We start from the raw sequence: 16516 nt of genomic DNA on the forward strand, positions 1-16516 counted from the left end.
GTCCGCCTTTTTGCGGACCTTATTGTAGGTCTAGGCCAGGATTTGGAAGTGAAACCAATAAGGTTCGGACACCTGCATGGAAATTAAAACCTACAAGGTTTTGGAAACCTTGCAGGTTTATAAGAGAAAGGAGTTTATTCATCAATGAAATAAGTGTAGAACTTATTTCTCATCAAAAACACTAATCATGTTTAAAAATCACATCAAAATAGCTTGGAGAAGTCTTAAAAGACAGCCCTTTTTTACCTTCCTGAATACTTTCGGTCTGGCCATTGGAATGGCCGGTGGCTTGCTCATATCGCTATACATCTATGATGAGATGAATTTTGATACGATGTTCAAAGATGCCGACCGCATTTATAGAATTAATACGGATACAAAATTTGGGGGTACGGAGAGCAAATCCGCGGAAGTTTCAGCTCCGATGGCGGCTGCCATGGAGAACGATTTTTCACAGGTGGAACTCACAACTAGATTTAGGAATTTGGGCAGTATGCTCCTTAGAAAGAGTGATGCGGAAGCAAACGTAAAAGAACAAGGTTCAACCTTTGTAGATGCTACTTTTTTTGAGATGTTTGGTCTGGATCTATTGGAAGGGGATGTGAAAACCGCCCTAAAAGAACCCAATACCTTAGTCCTGACCAGATCGGCAGCCCTAAAGCATTTTGGATTAAAAGACGCTCTAGGTCAACAGTTATTGTTGAACAATACCGATACCTATACCGTCACCGGAGTAATAGAGGATATGCCAGAGCGGTCATTCCTTAGAAATCATAGCGTTTTTATGGCCATGGCGGGGAGTGAAGAGGCTAAAAACCAGGAATGGACAAGTCATAATTTCTTTACCTTTATTAAGCTGATACCCGGTGCAGATATTGCCGATTTTCAGGAGCCCTTACAGTCCATGCTAGGCACATACATAATGCCTTATGTACAGACATTTTTGCCTGGGGCAACAGAAGAACAGTTGGCCGCCTCCGGAAATTATCTGTACTATAGCACAATAGCCTTGAAGGATATTCATCTGTATTCCAACAAAGACCATGAACTTAGCTCAAATAGTAGTATTCAAAATGTCTATATTCTTTCATTTATAGGCTTGTTCCTGATCTTATTGGCCAGTGTTAATTTTATGAACCTATCCACGGCACAGTCCCTTAAAAGGGCAAAAGAAGTAGGTATTCGCAAAACATTGGGGTCGGACAAATCTGCCTTGATACGACAATTTTTGACGGAATCAGGTTTAATTTCCTTCATCTCATTATTGTTTGCCTTGGTAATAGCAATTATGGCTACACCTTACTTTAATGCCCTATCTGGCAAGTCCATTTCCATACCATTTACCGATCCATTTTTTTGGATGGCCTTATTTATTGGGTCAACAGTTCTGGCTCTTTTTTCAGGAATGTATCCTGCATTTTTTATGTCCCGTTTTGTGCCTGTTAAAGTGCTTAAAGGGGCTGGAACAACTAGTACAGGGGGTGGGAATATTAGAAGTTTCCTAGTGGTATTCCAATTTGCTATTTCAGTGTTTTTAATTGTAAGCACTTTGGTGGTTTTTATGCAATTGAAGTTTATTCAAAATAAAGATCTGGGATTTACAAAAGATCAGGTTTTAATTGTAGATGATGTTTATACATTGGGAGACAAAGCCACGGCGTTTAAGGAGGAAGTGGAACAACTGGGCCGAGTGGAAAGCGCAACATTGAGCAGCTTTTTACCAACACCTTCCAGCCGCAACAATACTTCCTTTTTTAAAGAAGGCGGGGCAACAGCAGAGAACTCCATCAACATGCAGATATGGAATGTAGATGACAATTACATTCCCACTTTAAATATGGAGATTTTGGAGGGTAGGAATTTTGATAGGCAGTTTGGTACCGACTCTACAGCAATGCTTATCAACGAATCCGCAGTGGCCATTTTGGGCGTACAACCCAAAGATGCTTTGGGTATGCGAATTATCCGCAATTTTGAAGATGGAACTTCCAATTATTTTACCATTATCGGTGTCATAAAAAATTTTAATTACGAGTCGCTACGGGAAGATATTGGCGCATTGAGTATGACCTTGGGCAGGTCTACAGGTTCCATGGCCATAAAATTGGAGGCAGGGGATTTTTCAAACTCCATTGCAAGTGTTGGAGGGGTATGGAATAAAATAGCTCCGGGGCAACCTTTCGCTTATCGGTTTATGGAGGACTCCTTTAATACCACTTATGAAGCCGAACAGCAATTAGGGCGCATTTTCGTGACCTTTACCATACTGTCCATCTTAATCGCTTGCCTTGGATTATTTGGACTAGCGGCCTTCAATGCCCAAAAACGAACCAAGGAGATTGGTATACGAAAAGTATTGGGGGCAAGTGTTGGCCAAATAAGCTATCGCCTTACGACCGACTTTTTAAAAATGGTAGGGGTTGCAATACTTATTTCGTTGCCCGTTGGTTGGTACCTAATGAACAAGTGGCTCGAAGATTTTACCTATCGGATAGAAATAGAATGGTGGGTGTTCGCCTTGGCGGCATTCTTGGCAATAGGGATAGCAATACTTACTGTAAGCTATCAAAGTATTAAGGCGGCTATAGTGAATCCTGTAAAAAGTTTACGAACGGAATAGTTGAGTGAACAGTGAGCAGTGGATAGTTAGGAATTAAAACGCATATCATCAATCAAATCAAAAAACGAATAAACCATGATTAAGAACTTTTTCAAAATCGCTTGGCGGAATCTTTGGAACAATAAGGGATATACTGCCATTAATGTAGGCGGATTGGCGTTGGGTATGGCCGTAACGCTCATCATAGGTCTTTGGATCCAGGATGAAATATCCCACAATGGTTATTTCTCCAAAAAGGATAAATTGGCACAAGTATTTCAGTCGCAAACTTTCAATGAAACCACAGGTACGGGGCCAGCTATACCCAGACCTTTGGAAAGGGCTTTAAGAGATGGTTATGCAGATAACTTCAAACATCTGGTTATGTCTTCCTGGAACATATCAAGATATTTAAAGTACAAGGACAAGAGCATTTCTAAAACGGGTAATTTTATGCAGTCTGAAGCTCCTGAAATGTTGGACCTAAAAATTTTAAAAGGGGAAAAAGACGGCTTACGGGAGTTGAATTCCGTAATGCTGTCCGAATCGGTCGCCTATGCACTTTTTGGGGAAGAGGAACCTATTGGTAAGACCTTACAGGTCAACAACCAATATGATGTAACGGTGAGTGCGGTATATGAGGATATTCCCTTTAATAATTCATTTCATGATGTCGAATTCTTAATGCCTTGGGACAAATTGATCGCGACCCAAGAATGGATGAAAAATGCTATCGACAATTGGGGGAACAACTCCTTTCAAATGTTCGTTCAGATTGCCGATAACATCACAATGGAAAAAGTTACCGAGGCTATTATAAATGTAAAAAAGGATCTGAATGAAGATACGGCAGAATTCAATCCACAAATATTTCTATTTCCCATGAAAGATTGGTACCTACGGGGCAATTTCGAAAACGGAAGGCAATCCGGGGGCAGAATAAAATATGTATGGCTCTTCGGAATAATTGGGGTGTTCGTATTGCTTTTGGCCTGTATAAATTTTATGAACTTGAGTACGGCCAGATCTGAAAAAAGAGCCAAAGAAGTTGGAATCCGAAAATCCATCGGATCTCAGAGAAATCATTTAATCAATCAATTTTTGTGTGAATCATTTTTGGTGGTATTGTTTGCCTTTTTTATGGCTGTGGTAATAGTGATTATGTCCTTAAACGGATTTAATGATCTTTCCAAAAAGGAAATTTCCTTTCCATGGACCAATGGAATTTTTTGGATCAGCTCTTTAGCATTTATTTTATTTACGGCCTTGTTGGCAGGTAGTTATCCTGCATTGTATTTATCCTCTTTTAAACCTGTTGATGTTTTAAAGGGGACGTTTAAATCTGGCAGGTATGCAGGGTTGCCCAGGAAAATCCTGGTGGTTCTACAATTTACGGTTTCGGTGGCTTTCATTATAGGTACCGTAATCGTTATGCAACAGATCAACCATGCAAAAAACCGCCCTGTTGGTTATAATAAGGAAGGACTTATTCAAATACCAACATTCAGTCAAGATTTTGAAGGTAAATACGATTTAATGCGAAGCGAATTTTTAAATTCAGCTGCCGTAATTGAAATGTCGGCGTCCAGCAGTCCAACTACGCGGATTTGGTCCAACCGTAGTGGCTTTGATTGGGAAGGCAAGCCGGAGGGTTTTCAGGAAGATTTGGCATGGACTGAAGTGACTCCCGAATACGTTAAGTCTTTGGGTATGAAAATTGTTGAAGGCCGTGATTTTTCAAGGGAATTCGCTACCGATTCCAACGCTGTGTTGATCAACAGGACGGCAGTGAAATATATGGGGATCAAGGATCCCATTGGCAAGTTTTTAAAAGACAATGACGAAGAAGAAGACCCGGGTCCACCTTTGAAAATTATTGGAGTAGTCGAAGATATGATTACGGAATCTCCTTACGAGCCAGTTAAGCAAGGGCTTTATGTTTTTGACAAACATGGCAATTCTAGCTATTATAACTTACGTCTAAATCCTAACCAAAGTGCGAGTCAGAATATAGCCATTATAGAAAGGGTATTTAAAGAACATTTTCCGGATCTTCCTTTTGAGTATGATTTTGTAGATGATGAATACGGGAAAAAATTTGCCTCGGAGGAACGGATTGGGACACTTTCCGGAGTTTTCACGGCCTTGGCAATTTTGATCAGCTGTCTTGGTTTATTTGGGCTAACCTCTTTTGTGGCCGAGCAGCGCACCAAAGAAATCGGGGTACGAAAAGTGTTGGGGGCCACTGTATTCAACGTTTGGAGTATGCTTTCAAAGGATTTTCTGAAACTGGTCACTATCTCTTGTTTTATTGCGGTGCCCATTGCCTACTATGTGATGAACGGATGGTTACAGGATTATCCCTATCACATGCTCCTTGAATGGTGGATTTTCGCCCTAGCGGTTTTCGGTGCCATGACAGTGACGGTTATTACGGTAAGTTTTCAAGCTATCAAGGCAGCGAATTCGAATCCGGTAAAGAGTTTGCGAACAGAGTGAAAAAGTGAAAAGTAGGCAGTAAACAGTGAACATTAACGTAGAACAAAGAAGAACTATCAATGTGCAATAATTACGAAAGACAATAAAATTTAAATCAAATATCAACCCAGTTTCACGCCTAAGCTGGGAGGACTAAAAACGAGATTCATGTTAAAAAACCATATTAAAATTGCATTTCGAAGTTTAGCAAAAAGAAAGGCCTTTGCACTGATCAATATTGTGGGACTTTCCTTAGGGCTATGGTGTACTTTATTGATCGCCCTGTGGATTTCCGACGAGTTGGATAAAGACGCATTTCACATAAAGGGTAACCAAATTAGTCAGGTAATGACCAATGTTGGCTCCGATGATGGATCTATCAGCACATGGGACGGTACCGGATATCCAGTCGCAGAGACTTTGATGGATCAACTCCCCGAGATAGAGACTGCTGTACGTAGAACAGGGCCAAGAGGGGGACTCTTAAAAATTGGGGAGAAGTCAATTGAAGCACAACTAATTGGAACCGATATCGGATTTTTCGAACTATTTAGTTTTCCCTTGAAAGAAGGAGAACCCAAAACCTGCTTAAAAGACCTAAAAAGTATCGTTCTATCTGAAGAAATGGTTACTATGTATTTTCCAGATGGGGAAGCTATGGGAAAAACAGTAGATCTAATGCTTTCCGAAATTTCCGAGCCCTATCTGGTTACAGGGATATTCAAGAAAATTCCGCGGCAATCCACTTTAAAATTCGATGCAGTTGTGCCGGTGGACAATTTCTTGCCGATGAACAATAAAAGTTGGGGCAATACATGGGTGAAGACTTATGTACTGCATGGAGAAGGGGCGGACCTTGATCTCCTGGGGAAAAAGTTGCAACATCTTCCTGAAGAAATGGGAGACGATAAATGGCGAACACTCTCATTACAACCCCTTAATGACCGATACCTTTATTCGAAATTTGAAAATGGTCAACCCATTGGTGGTCCAATTGATGATATTATTCTCTTTGCCATCATTGCCATTTTCACTTTACTCATTGCCTGTTTTAATTTTATAAACCTCACTACGGCCTTGGCCGTTAAGCGTTCCAAGGAGGTAGGGGTCAAAAAAGTCCTTGGCGCAGGGAGGGGCTCATTACTAGTACAATTTTTCACGGAATCGGCAGTTCAAGTGGGCATCTCCGTTGTGTTCGCAGTTTTGTTGGCGGCAGTTTCCATGCCTATGTTCAATGCAATTACTGAAAAGGAATTGATAATCGACTTTTCGGACGGTCAAATCTATGGCATTTTAGTGCTTATTTCATTGGCCACAATATTGTTTTCAGGGCTCTATCCTGCTTTTTCACTATCTTCTGTCAACGGGATAAATGCCCTGAACGAAAAACTAAAGGGTAATAAAGGCGAAAATTTTTTAAGGAAAGGCCTTGTCGTATTCCAGTTCTTTCTCTGCATGCTTATGATTACGGGAACCATGGTGATCTACCTGCAGCTTCAATATATAAAGAATAGAAATCTAGGCTTGGATAAGGAGAACATTGTTTATATGCCGATGAACCATGAAACGTATTTAAAATCAAAGACATTTAAGGCCGAGTTGGCAAATTTTTCGGGAATTAAAGAACTGAGTTCTGCTAGTAGTAATTTTATTGATTCTTGGGGTACCACCTCCGATCCGGTTTGGGAAGCACAGAGTCCTGATGATGGGCAACAATGGTTTACCATCCTTACAACCGATTTTGGCCTTATGGAAATGCTGAACATTCCTATTAAGGAGGGCCGGAGTTTTTCTCCTGAATATGCCACTGATACTTTGAATTATTTGGTCAATGAGGAAGCGGTAAAAGCCATGGGGATGAAAGATGCAATTGGGAAATCATTAAGTTTTTGGGGTGATGAAGGCGGGAAAATTGTTGGGGTGGTCAAGAACTTTCACTTTACCTCCCTGCATAACCCTATACAACCAATGATTATTCGTTGTAGGCCCGCAGAACCTGACCTTGTGTATATAAAAACCATGCCCGGGAGAACCAAGGAGGCCATCGCCCATATGGAAAAAGTACACGCCCAATTTAGTAGCTTACCATTTGCCTATCATTTCTTGGATGAAACTATTGGGAATGGATACAAACAAGAGCAAAAAACACAGCAATTAGTAGGTGCCTTTACAGCCTTGGCCATCTTTATTTCCTGTATAGGTCTATTTGGACTGGTAGCTTTCATGGCCAATCAGCGGGTCAAGGAAATTGCCGTTAGAAAAGTATTGGGAGCAAGTGTTTTTGGGCTGTTTAACCTGCTTTCAAAAGATTTTTTAAAGCTTGTAGGCATAGCCCTTTTAATTGCTGTTCCCGTTGCCTGGTATTATATGAATGAATGGATACAAGGCTTTGCCTATCATATGGCCATTAATTGGTGGCTGTTTGCTTTGGGGGGAATAATGCTATTGGGAGTAGCGCTAATAACAGTAAGTTATGAGACTATCAGGGCCGTTAGAACAGATCCTGCCAAAAGTTTAAGAACGGAGTGATTAAGTAAACAGTAAGCAGTTGCCAGTGAGCAGTGAACAATGGGCAATTAACAATGAATTGGGAGCGGTGTATGGTTAGGAGTTAAATCGCATATCATCAATTAAAACAAAACACGAGAATCATGTTTAAAAACTATCTAAAAATCGCTTGGCGGAGTATCAAAAAAGACAAACTCTTTACGGTAATAAAGATTGGCGGCTTTGCCATGGGTATTGCAGCCTGCCTTTTAATAGCCTTGTTCATTGGTGATGAACTCAGCTATGACCAACAGTACAAAAACAAAGATCGTATCTATCGAGTTGTTTTACAGGGTTTTATGGACGGTGAAATTAGAAAGAGCGTTCATTTTCAATTGCCTTTTGCAGATGCCCTACAATCCGATTTTCCAGAAATACAAAAGACTGGGAAAATAAATATGAGCGAACTTTTTGGCGCCGGGAAAAGAGGTTTAAGATTGGCTGGCGAATCCCAAAACAATTTTGAGGACGGATTTGTTTTTGCCAACCAGAACATTCTCGAAATTCTCGAGATTTCCTTGGAACAGGGAAACACCAATGAGGCCTTGTTACAACCCGGGAATATCGTGATTTCCAAATCCAAGGCAGATAAATATTTCCCTCATGGGGAGGCCTTGAGCAAGACCATTGTTTTGGACAATAATACCTCAAAGCCCTATACCATTACCGGGGTAATGCCAGATTTCCCCAAGAATTCCCACCTACAGTTTAATTTTCTGTTACCTATAGAGGATACCAACATGAGTTGGACCAACCAGAACTATTTTACATATGTTTTAGTGGATGAGAATACGGATATTCCAGCCTTGGAGAAAAAAATGTTTTCTATTATGGAAAATTATGTAATCCCCGCCCAAATGGCTCGTGGCCGTGCTCCGGATTTTATTGAAATTCTGAAGACGATAGAATATAAATTACAGCCTATAGGGGATATTCATTTAAGATCGGATCTTGCAATGGGTGATGGTCTAAAACATGGCGATATTCGTTTTGTTTGGCTCTTTGGAGCCATTGCAGGGTTTGTTTTATTGCTGGCCTGTATCAATTTCATCAACCTTTCTACCGCCAAATCGGCCAATAGGGCCAAAGAAGTTGGTTTACGCAAAACAGTGGGAGCGTTTAAGAGTAATTTGGTTGCGCAATTTCTTACCGAATCGGTGTTGTTCAGTATAATCTCTTTTATGTTGGGGCTTATGCTGGCCTGGGCCTTGTTGCCTGCCTTTAATTCCATTGCAGCAAAATCTATTTTATTTCCCAGGGAGGTGTGGTGGTTTGTACCGCTTATGGTAGCTTCTGCGCTGTTTATCGGAATCTTGGCGGGAATGTACCCTGCATTTTATCTCTCTGCCTTTAGACCTGTAAGTGTGCTGAAAGGGAGCATTAGTGTAGGTAGTAAAAGCGGGAAGCTGAGGAGTGGGCTGGTAGTGTTTCAGTTTGCCACATCGGTAATCCTGATTATCGGGACACTGATCATTTACAAGCAAATGGATTATATACAGCACAAAGAATTGGGTTATAACAAGGAGCAGGTGGTTGTTTTGGAAGGGGCCAATATCCTAGGAAACAAATCGGAGAGTTTTAAGGAACAACTCTTACAGCTTCAGCAGGTACAAACAGTAACAAAAAGTGATTATTTGCCGATAGAGGGCGCCAAAAGAAACGGAAATACCTTTAAAAAGACGGGGGAGGGTATTGAGGACCGTGGGGTTCCTGCACAGATTTGGCGCGTGGATTATGATTATATAAAAACTTTGGGAATTAAAGTCAAGGAGGGCCGTGATTTTTCACGGGAATTTGCCTCTGACTCCGTGAATTCGATGATTATCAATGATCAAATGGCCCATGAATTGGGTTATGAAAATCCCATTGGAAAACAGATAAATAACGGAATGGATTGGACGATTGTAGGGGTCGTAAAGGACTTTCATTTTAAATCCTTGAAAGAAGATATAGCCCCGCTTAGCCTGGTAATTGCCAATAATGATAGTGGTGCTATTTCAGTAAAGCTCAAGCCGGACAATTTTGGGGAGTCCTTGGCCTCTATTGAAGCAATTTGGAATAAAAATGTTCCCAATCAAGTTTTTTCTTATTCCTTTTTAGATCAACAATTCACCCAAATGCACGAAGATGTGGAACGCATGGGGAAAATATTCAACAGCTTTGCCTTGTTCGCAATTCTAGTGGCCTGTTTAGGTTTGTTTGCCCTTTCTGCCTTTATGGTGGAACAACGCAAAAAGGAAATTAGTATTCGATTGGTTTTGGGGGCTCCTTTTGAAAGTATCTATAAACTATTGACCCTGGATTTTCTAAAATTGATTCTTTTGGCCATACTTATAGCGATACCCATAGGATGGTATATGATGAACCGATGGTTGGAGGATTTTGCCTATAAAATTAATATTGGATGGGAAATATTCTTTGTCGCTGGCGGAATAGCTTTGATTATTGCCGTGGTGACAATTAGTTATCAGTCCATTGGGGCTGCGCTGACCAAACCCTTAAAAAGTTTACGGACGGAGTGAACAATACAGAGCAGGGGTTAAGGGGGGAGACATCAACTAAATAAAATACATTATGCTACTAAAACTTAACAACATATTTAAATGGGTAAACTCGGGAGGACAACGTGTCTTCCTGTTAAAGGATATTAATCTTAGTGTGGAAGAAGGGGAATTTATTTCTGTGATGGGGCCCTCCGGTTCTGGGAAATCCACCTTGCTCAATGTTATTGGGATGTTGGATAATTTTGATGAAGGGGAATACAGCTTTTTGGATGAGCCTGTTCATACCCTAAAAGAAAAACACCGTGCCAATTTGTACAAACAATATATAGGCTTTGTTTTTCAATCCTACCACTTGTTGGACGACCTTACCGTTCAGGAAAATCTGGAAATGCCATTACTTTATAAAAAAGTAGGCAGCTCTGAACGTAAATCCTTGGTGGCGGATACCTTGGACCGATTTAATATAGTTGGAAAGAAAGATTTGTTTCCGGCACAATTAAGTGGTGGACAACAACAATTGGTGGGGATTGCAAGGGCGTTGATCTCATCTCCAAAACTTATTTTGGCCGATGAACCTACAGGGAATTTAAACTCTAAACAAGGGGAGGAGATCATGGAACTTTTTAAGCAATTGAATAGTGAAGGTGTAACTATAATTCAGGTAACGCACTCAGAAAAAAATGCTACCTACGGTTCGCGAATCATAAATCTGTTGGACGGTAGAAAAATATAGAGGATAACATCCGAAATTTCATGAGAATTGACCAATGAAAATAATGGGGAGAATGGATTGACTTTTCCTTCCTTGGAACTAACAAATGGCTTTATAGGAACCAATTAATGTTTTGTTTACTTTTAGGCATTCCATTGGGGCGTATAATATGAAAAACTATTTGCAGTATTTTATTAGTTTTCTGTTTGTGCTGCTAATCTATGCTATTCATATGCTGCCGGTGTCGGACAGTATGCTGAATGAAAACAATACCAAACTATCCCATGTTTTTTTGGCTTCCCAAATTAGATATCATCAGGAATTTGCACCCTTTGCTAGGCGCCCATTAACGTCTTTGTTGATCGAAGGTTCGTCCGGTATTTTTGGGGTAACCTTGGGAGAATCTTTTGTGCTTGTTAATCTATTATTATTGTTTGTCAGTGGGATATTGATATATATCATCTCCCTAAAGCTTAATGCTACAAAAGGTCAGGCTATTTTTAACCAAGTGGCCTATTTTTTGACCTTTTCAATAATTTTTGCCTTTTTTCCTCCTGTATTCAGTTATGATGAGCCGCTACAGTATTGTTTGATCTTGCTAAGTATATTGGCTTTGATCCGTGAAAAGTGGCTGTATTATGTCCCCTTATTTTTGTTGGCAATTATTGCAAGGGAAAGTACTTTATTTCTTTTGCCCGGATTGGTCATTATTTTTTCAGGTTTTAGTTTAAAGTCCAAGAATATGTGGAATTTCGGGATTAAAAGAAAATTGCTACTGCTTTTTGCTCCTATGCCCTTATATGTTATTTATTTAGGAATATTCTTGTGGGCTACCGGTATTTGGAAAGAAACGTCCGAAGTGGCTGCCAACAGGCTAAGCTGTTATTTTCAGAATTTTGGCACTTATGCCAGTTCTCTAGAATCAATAGTCTCCTTTTTCTTGGTTTTAGGTCCCGGCCTATATTTTCTTTATATGAGCCATAAGTCCAAGATATTTTCTGCATTGGAAAAAAAGTACGTTCAGGCTTTTTTACTCGCCGTGGTAATTAATACACCTATTGTAATGGTTGCTACCTTGGCCAGGGAAGCCAGATTGTTTGCCTTGCCACTTATTTTTTTATGGCCTTTGGCCGGGCAATTGTTTGGAAAGGAATTAAGGCCTTTAATAAGACCCAACTTGTATTTGGATTGCTTTAGAGATTGGAGATATAGTATGTTATTACTGCTTTTGTCCTTAATAAGTTATGCGATTGCGTTTAGGTTGTATGTACCCAGTTTTCCATCCAAGGATAATTTTTTTAACGAGTATTTATTTGTAATGCTTTTGATTATGTCGGTGCACTTTGTACTCAGGGCCTTTTTACAGAAAAGTGCCGTTACTTCCCAATAGTATTTTCTCAATACGACATTGTTTAACGCCACCCTCTAGAATTGTATTATTTGAACTCTTGAAACGAGGATGCCATGGTTGAAAAAGTTTGTGCGGGTTTTGAAATTTGAAAGTGCGACTTATATTGTGTATGTTTGGAATGGAATCAATATACTTAATATCTGTATTGATATTGTTGAATAAAACTATGTTTTCTGTTCATTATGAGAAGCAGATTATTTAATTCAAGAACCAAATATACACTTGGGCCAGAGCCCAAGGATGTAACCTTCTTGCGCTTTTTTGCCAAGGTTTATCCTTCCAATTTTTCCATACGAAAATCGAAAATTATCTTCCCGAATTTTTGAGCACCCGCGAGTGTGCTAACATAATCCTATAGACCTTACTCATTTAAAAATAATAAATATTTGCCATGTGCTCTTGCATTTGGTATAGACTCGCATGTTAAGGTTTACTTTTTTAGGATTACCGTGTTAAATTTTAAAAATTAATAAATATTTAAAATATTATCATCATGGCTAGAGGTAAAACATTAAAAGCCCCAAAAGTAGATTTAAAGACAAAAAAGCAGGAGAAAATTAAGCAAAAATTGGAAGCCAAGCAGACTAGAAAGCGTAAATGATGCCGGCTGGTTAATTTGAAAGTATCCTGTTAATTCAGTTTCATTTGGTTCATAAAGAAGATGAACAAACCCCCTTTGAGGACTACTTCATAGGGGGTTATTATTTTAGGAAAAAAGAAATTAATTATCTGTTTAGCGCATTTGTTGTGCAATTATACTTAAACTATTCCCTAACCTACTTATGTATTACAGGAGCTACTAAATTGGGGTCATGGGGTAATGTGGATTGTTCAAATTGCAGTTTGTGTTCATTTCCCATGTTTTCATAGGATGCCAATACTAAATCTAAATAACCTTTTTCTATGATACTTTTGTCCTTGTCATTAATGGCATCGTACTCATATGCTGGCAGTGCCTTGTAGGCATAGACTGTGCCGTTTTCAACATCGAATTCTTCAATACGATCTGTGACATCAATTCTGGTATATCCCAGTTCAAATTGATCAAACAAGGCCAATTCCTCTTGGGTTAAGAAATACAGGATACAGTTTAATCGTATGTCCTTATTTTCTATAATATTTAAAAATATAGACTTTTCGTAAGGTATGGTGCTATTGTTTTTAAGACAAAAGGACTCATATTTTATATATTCTGCAGGGAAATTTGGATCGTTGTTGGGGGCTACAAAGTTCCAAGCGCGCTGCATACCCCTAAGATGTATCCAATAGATAGGATCCTGATATTTTCTTCCTAGGATTTCCTCAAGACTCTCCAAAGAGGATAACATACCGTAGCCGATCATTCCAACTTTGCCTTCTTGGATTTTTATAGCGGATTTTCCATTCATTTAATTACATCCTAAAAAAGTGATAGTAAAGAAAGTCAAAATTTATTAAGAGTAAAGACCATTTCTAGGAATCTTAACTAAGATTTTTATGCCAGATACCATCATGGCGACTTACCCCAAATTTAGCTTAATTCATTAAATAATTGATTTATACTTTTTAAAATATTTCATCCAAAGCCTTGGTCCTATAATCGAATATTTCGTTGAGCTTTGCTTTAATAATTAGTTTATTGGCTATACTCCCCAAGAAGCCCAGTGGAGGTTGGTAACTAACAATATCTGTCATTAAAGTTCCATTGGGTATGGAATCTATAATATGTTGATGATGCCATATCTTGTATGGTCCAACCCTTTGTTCGTCCACAAAATAGCTATTTTCCTTTAAGTGCGTAATTTCTGTGACCCATGTGGTTTTAATTCCGAACAAAGGTGAAACCTTGTAGCTTATAATCATTCCTGCATACATTTTGGAAGGAACGTCTGTTGTAGTGATATCAAAGCCCATATAATCCGGTGTAATTTTTTTTAGATTGGCGGGGTCAGAAATAAATTTCCATACCTTCTCAATGGGGGCATTGATTTCTTGCGTTTTTTTAAATTGATAAAATCCCATAGAATGTTTTTTGTAAAACTGGTTGTGTTGTTAGAAAACCACTTTGACTTTTATAGCCATTCTCATAAAGATTTGACTTATCAGTTTAAGAAGTATAGGTGATTTAATTGTATTAAAGATAAGGCCATCTTAATTCATTTCCCAATAATGGTCTTAGATATAGGATTTGAAAATATAGCACAAAAAAGCCTTCCCATTTTTTAGGGAAGGCTAATCACGATAAAATGGTATTTATGTAATTTACACGAAGGTAATACCTTGCTTTGCACATATTTGTGCTACTTTTTCAAAATCGGGAGGACCTTCTGGGAGTTCGGCCAGTTCTTGAAACATAAATTCTATGCCGGCAGGGAAGGCAGAAGTAATCATTTTGGCCATTTCCGTACCAACTACCTTCCAGGAATGTGGAATGTTTTTGGGTGCAAATGCCACATCGCCCTCATTTAAGACCGTAGTTTCCCCATCGACCATTATTTCGACCTGTCCTTTAATTACCCTAAATATTTCATCTTCCTTGGTATGGATGTGTGGAGGTATGCCTACTCCCGGTCCCACGTTATCTACCCATTCCACTATTTGGTTTCCTGTTTCGCTGCCCACTAGCTTATGAGTCTGTATATCACCGATTACATTTAAAACATTTCCTTCCTCGTCCTTGATAATTTTGGGTTCTGTTTTTATGGAATAGTCGCCTGCGGAGGACGACTGACATTGTACCATACCGGGCATCATCATCATGCCCAACCCTATTCCGGATGCTTTTAAAAATTTTTTCCTGTCCATAATATTGTTTTTAGAATCAGCAAATTAGGCCAATACCTAAAGCAAGGGAATGTGAAAAACAGGGTATATCCTTAGATTTTGCCGCTTTTAGCTTTCTCTAAGCATGGATGGGGTAATTCCAGTATGTTTTTTAAAAAAATAGCTGAAATAATCTGGAGAGGAGAAGCCGAGTTCGAAGCAGATTTCTTTGATGGTTTTATCCGTAAATTTCAACTGGTGACGAGAGTTCATTATTCTTTTTTCGGTTATAATGGCCTTTGCGTTAACACCAATGGTTTCCTTTATGCATTCATTTAAATAGTTGTCAGATACATTGAGCATCTCTGCATAGTCGCTCACCTTATGGTTCACGGAAAAGCGTTTGTCTACCAGTTTTTTAAATTTATAAACGAGTGCCTTTTTTGCGTTGTTTTCCGATATGACCGATTTAATATTGCATTGCCCGTCACAATAGACAAAAATGGTGTTTAATAAGGAAATTATGGCATCGTCCTTATGGTTAAGTTCTGATCCTATCAGCTCATCCAGCATTTCCAAAATAGACTGAATCCTTTTTTCTATGCCAGGGGAGAGATTTATTTTAGGAATTGCATCTGTGGTAAAAAGCCTTACTTCGTTAATGTGAAGTTTGCTCAACAAAGGATTATCCAATATTTCTTGTGACAAATACAAAATATAGCCAGAGGACGAGCCCGTATTTTCCTTTCTTAGTTTCCAATCGATACTAGGGTGAAGAAAGAAAAGTGAATTGGATACATTTCTGTACGGGACCTTGTCTATTTCAAGCCATTTTACTCCGTTTTTAATCCAGAAAAGCGCATAATACCCCTCGTTTTTTTTTGAGGTGGTTTTGTTTACTACTCGCGATATTTTTATGGCTTCTGGATCCATAGTCAAAGGTGCAGCCTACTATTATTTGGTGCCCATGAGGCTGCTACAAATTTTCGGAAGAAATATCCGATATATAAATATGCAAAAACTTTGGGGGAATAGCAAGGTTGGTATGAGATAAATGCTAAGAATCCTCCGTTTATGACAGGGTGATGGTAATATGGCGTTGATGGATTACTACTGATCGGACCAAACGGCAAGTTCGTTCCCTGAAGGGTCCTTAAAATGAAACCTGTGCCCTCCGGGGAAAGAGAAAATATCTTTTGAGATTTTCCCGCCCGCTTCGATAATTTTGTTTTTTATGAACTTAAGATTGGTATGAAACAAAACAACGAGTGCACCATTTACAATTTCATTATCAGTCTTTTCAAATCCACCTTCAAGTCCACTTTCTGAAAATGCGATATAGGTGGGACCATAATCTGTAAAGTTCCAATCAAAGGAGGATTCATAGAACCTCTTTGTTTCTTTCAAGTCTTTTGCCTTGAACTCTACATAGTTGATGTGGCTGTCTTTTGCTATCATTTGGGTAGGTTTTTTGATTACAAATTGAATGAGAGTTTAATCTTGTTCGTTATTATTCGGTTCCT

Annotated in this window: 11 protein-coding genes; 6 read left to right on the forward strand and 5 right to left on the reverse strand. The window is 39.1% G+C overall.

The genetic code is table 11. The features are described from left to right. Positions 1 to 187: 187 nt before the first annotated feature. The 6 genes from KO529_RS17335 (at position 188) to KO529_RS17360 (ending at position 12230) form a co-directional block, all read left to right on the forward strand. Positions 188 to 2620, forward strand: a complete 2433-nt coding sequence (locus KO529_RS17335; RefSeq protein WP_215949131.1) for an ABC transporter permease — start codon at positions 188 to 190, stop codon at positions 2618 to 2620. Between the two features lie 75 nt (positions 2621 to 2695). Next, entirely contained in the window at positions 2696 to 5098 is a 2403-nt protein-coding gene (locus KO529_RS17340; RefSeq protein WP_215949132.1) for an ABC transporter permease, read from the forward strand. Between the two features lie 147 nt (positions 5099 to 5245). Then, complete coding sequence (locus KO529_RS17345) at positions 5246 to 7606, forward strand: ABC transporter permease (RefSeq protein WP_215949133.1); 2361 nt, start codon at positions 5246 to 5248, stop codon at positions 7604 to 7606. A gap of 122 nt (positions 7607 to 7728) precedes the next feature. After that, positions 7729 to 10146: an ABC transporter permease gene (locus KO529_RS17350; RefSeq protein ID WP_215949134.1), complete on the forward strand. Its 2418-nt coding sequence runs from the start codon at positions 7729 to 7731 to the stop codon at positions 10144 to 10146. Positions 10147 to 10198: 52 nt separating this feature from the next. Next, positions 10199 to 10861 (forward strand): ABC transporter ATP-binding protein, encoded by a 663-nt coding sequence (locus KO529_RS17355; RefSeq protein ID WP_111624969.1) that lies wholly within the window; start codon positions 10199 to 10201, stop codon positions 10859 to 10861. A 148-nt stretch (positions 10862 to 11009) separates the two neighbouring features. Then, positions 11010 to 12230, forward strand: coding sequence for a hypothetical protein (locus KO529_RS17360; RefSeq protein ID WP_215949135.1), 1221 nt, complete (start codon positions 11010 to 11012; stop codon positions 12228 to 12230). Between the two features lie 797 nt (positions 12231 to 13027). On the opposite strand, the gene KO529_RS17365 is transcribed toward KO529_RS17360, so the two are convergent. The 5 genes from KO529_RS17365 to KO529_RS17385 all read right to left on the reverse strand — a co-directional run bounded on the left by KO529_RS17365 (position 13028) and on the right by KO529_RS17385 (position 16451). Further along, positions 13028 to 13639 (reverse strand): gamma-glutamylcyclotransferase, encoded by a 612-nt coding sequence (locus tag KO529_RS17365; protein WP_215949136.1) that lies wholly within the window; start codon positions 13637 to 13639, stop codon positions 13028 to 13030. 157 nt (positions 13640 to 13796) lie between these two features. Next, a complete protein-coding gene (locus tag KO529_RS17370; protein ID WP_215949137.1) occupies positions 13797 to 14252 on the reverse strand; it encodes an SRPBCC family protein in 456 nt (151 codons plus the stop codon). 240 nt (positions 14253 to 14492) lie between these two features. Then, positions 14493 to 15035 (reverse strand): cupin domain-containing protein, encoded by a 543-nt coding sequence (locus KO529_RS17375; protein WP_215949138.1) that lies wholly within the window; start codon positions 15033 to 15035, stop codon positions 14493 to 14495. An 87-nt stretch (positions 15036 to 15122) separates the two neighbouring features. Continuing rightward, on the reverse strand, positions 15123 to 15926 hold the full coding sequence (locus KO529_RS17380; protein ID WP_215949139.1) for an AraC family transcriptional regulator: 804 nt from the start codon (positions 15924 to 15926) through the stop codon (positions 15123 to 15125). 177 nt (positions 15927 to 16103) lie between these two features. Next, entirely contained in the window at positions 16104 to 16451 is a 348-nt protein-coding gene (locus KO529_RS17385) for a VOC family protein (protein WP_215949140.1), read from the reverse strand. Positions 16452 to 16516 lie beyond the last annotated feature (65 nt).

The organism is Arenibacter algicola (assembly GCF_018860365.1).
In the GTDB taxonomy this organism is placed as follows: Bacteria; Bacteroidota; Bacteroidia; order Flavobacteriales; family Flavobacteriaceae; genus Arenibacter; species Arenibacter algicola_B.

Coding starts and splice junctions, on each gene's coding strand:
- KO529_RS17335 (WP_215949131.1), top strand. CDS start 188: ATGTTTAAAAATCACATCAAAATAGCTTGGAGAAGTCTTAAAAGACAG.
- KO529_RS17340 (WP_215949132.1), top strand. CDS start 2,696: ATGATTAAGAACTTTTTCAAAATCGCTTGGCGGAATCTTTGGAACAAT.
- KO529_RS17345 (WP_215949133.1), top strand. CDS start 5,246: ATGTTAAAAAACCATATTAAAATTGCATTTCGAAGTTTAGCAAAAAGA.
- KO529_RS17350 (WP_215949134.1), top strand. CDS start 7,729: ATGTTTAAAAACTATCTAAAAATCGCTTGGCGGAGTATCAAAAAAGAC.
- KO529_RS17355 (WP_111624969.1), top strand. CDS start 10,199: ATGCTACTAAAACTTAACAACATATTTAAATGGGTAAACTCGGGAGGA.
- KO529_RS17360 (WP_215949135.1), top strand. CDS start 11,010: ATGAAAAACTATTTGCAGTATTTTATTAGTTTTCTGTTTGTGCTGCTA.
- KO529_RS17365 (WP_215949136.1), bottom strand. CDS start 13,639: ATGAATGGAAAATCCGCTATAAAAATCCAAGAAGGCAAAGTTGGAATG.
- KO529_RS17370 (WP_215949137.1), bottom strand. CDS start 14,252: ATGGGATTTTATCAATTTAAAAAAACGCAAGAAATCAATGCCCCCATT.
- KO529_RS17375 (WP_215949138.1), bottom strand. CDS start 15,035: ATGGACAGGAAAAAATTTTTAAAAGCATCCGGAATAGGGTTGGGCATG.
- KO529_RS17380 (WP_215949139.1), bottom strand. CDS start 15,926: ATGGATCCAGAAGCCATAAAAATATCGCGAGTAGTAAACAAAACCACC.
- KO529_RS17385 (WP_215949140.1), bottom strand. CDS start 16,451: ATGATAGCAAAAGACAGCCACATCAACTATGTAGAGTTCAAGGCAAAA.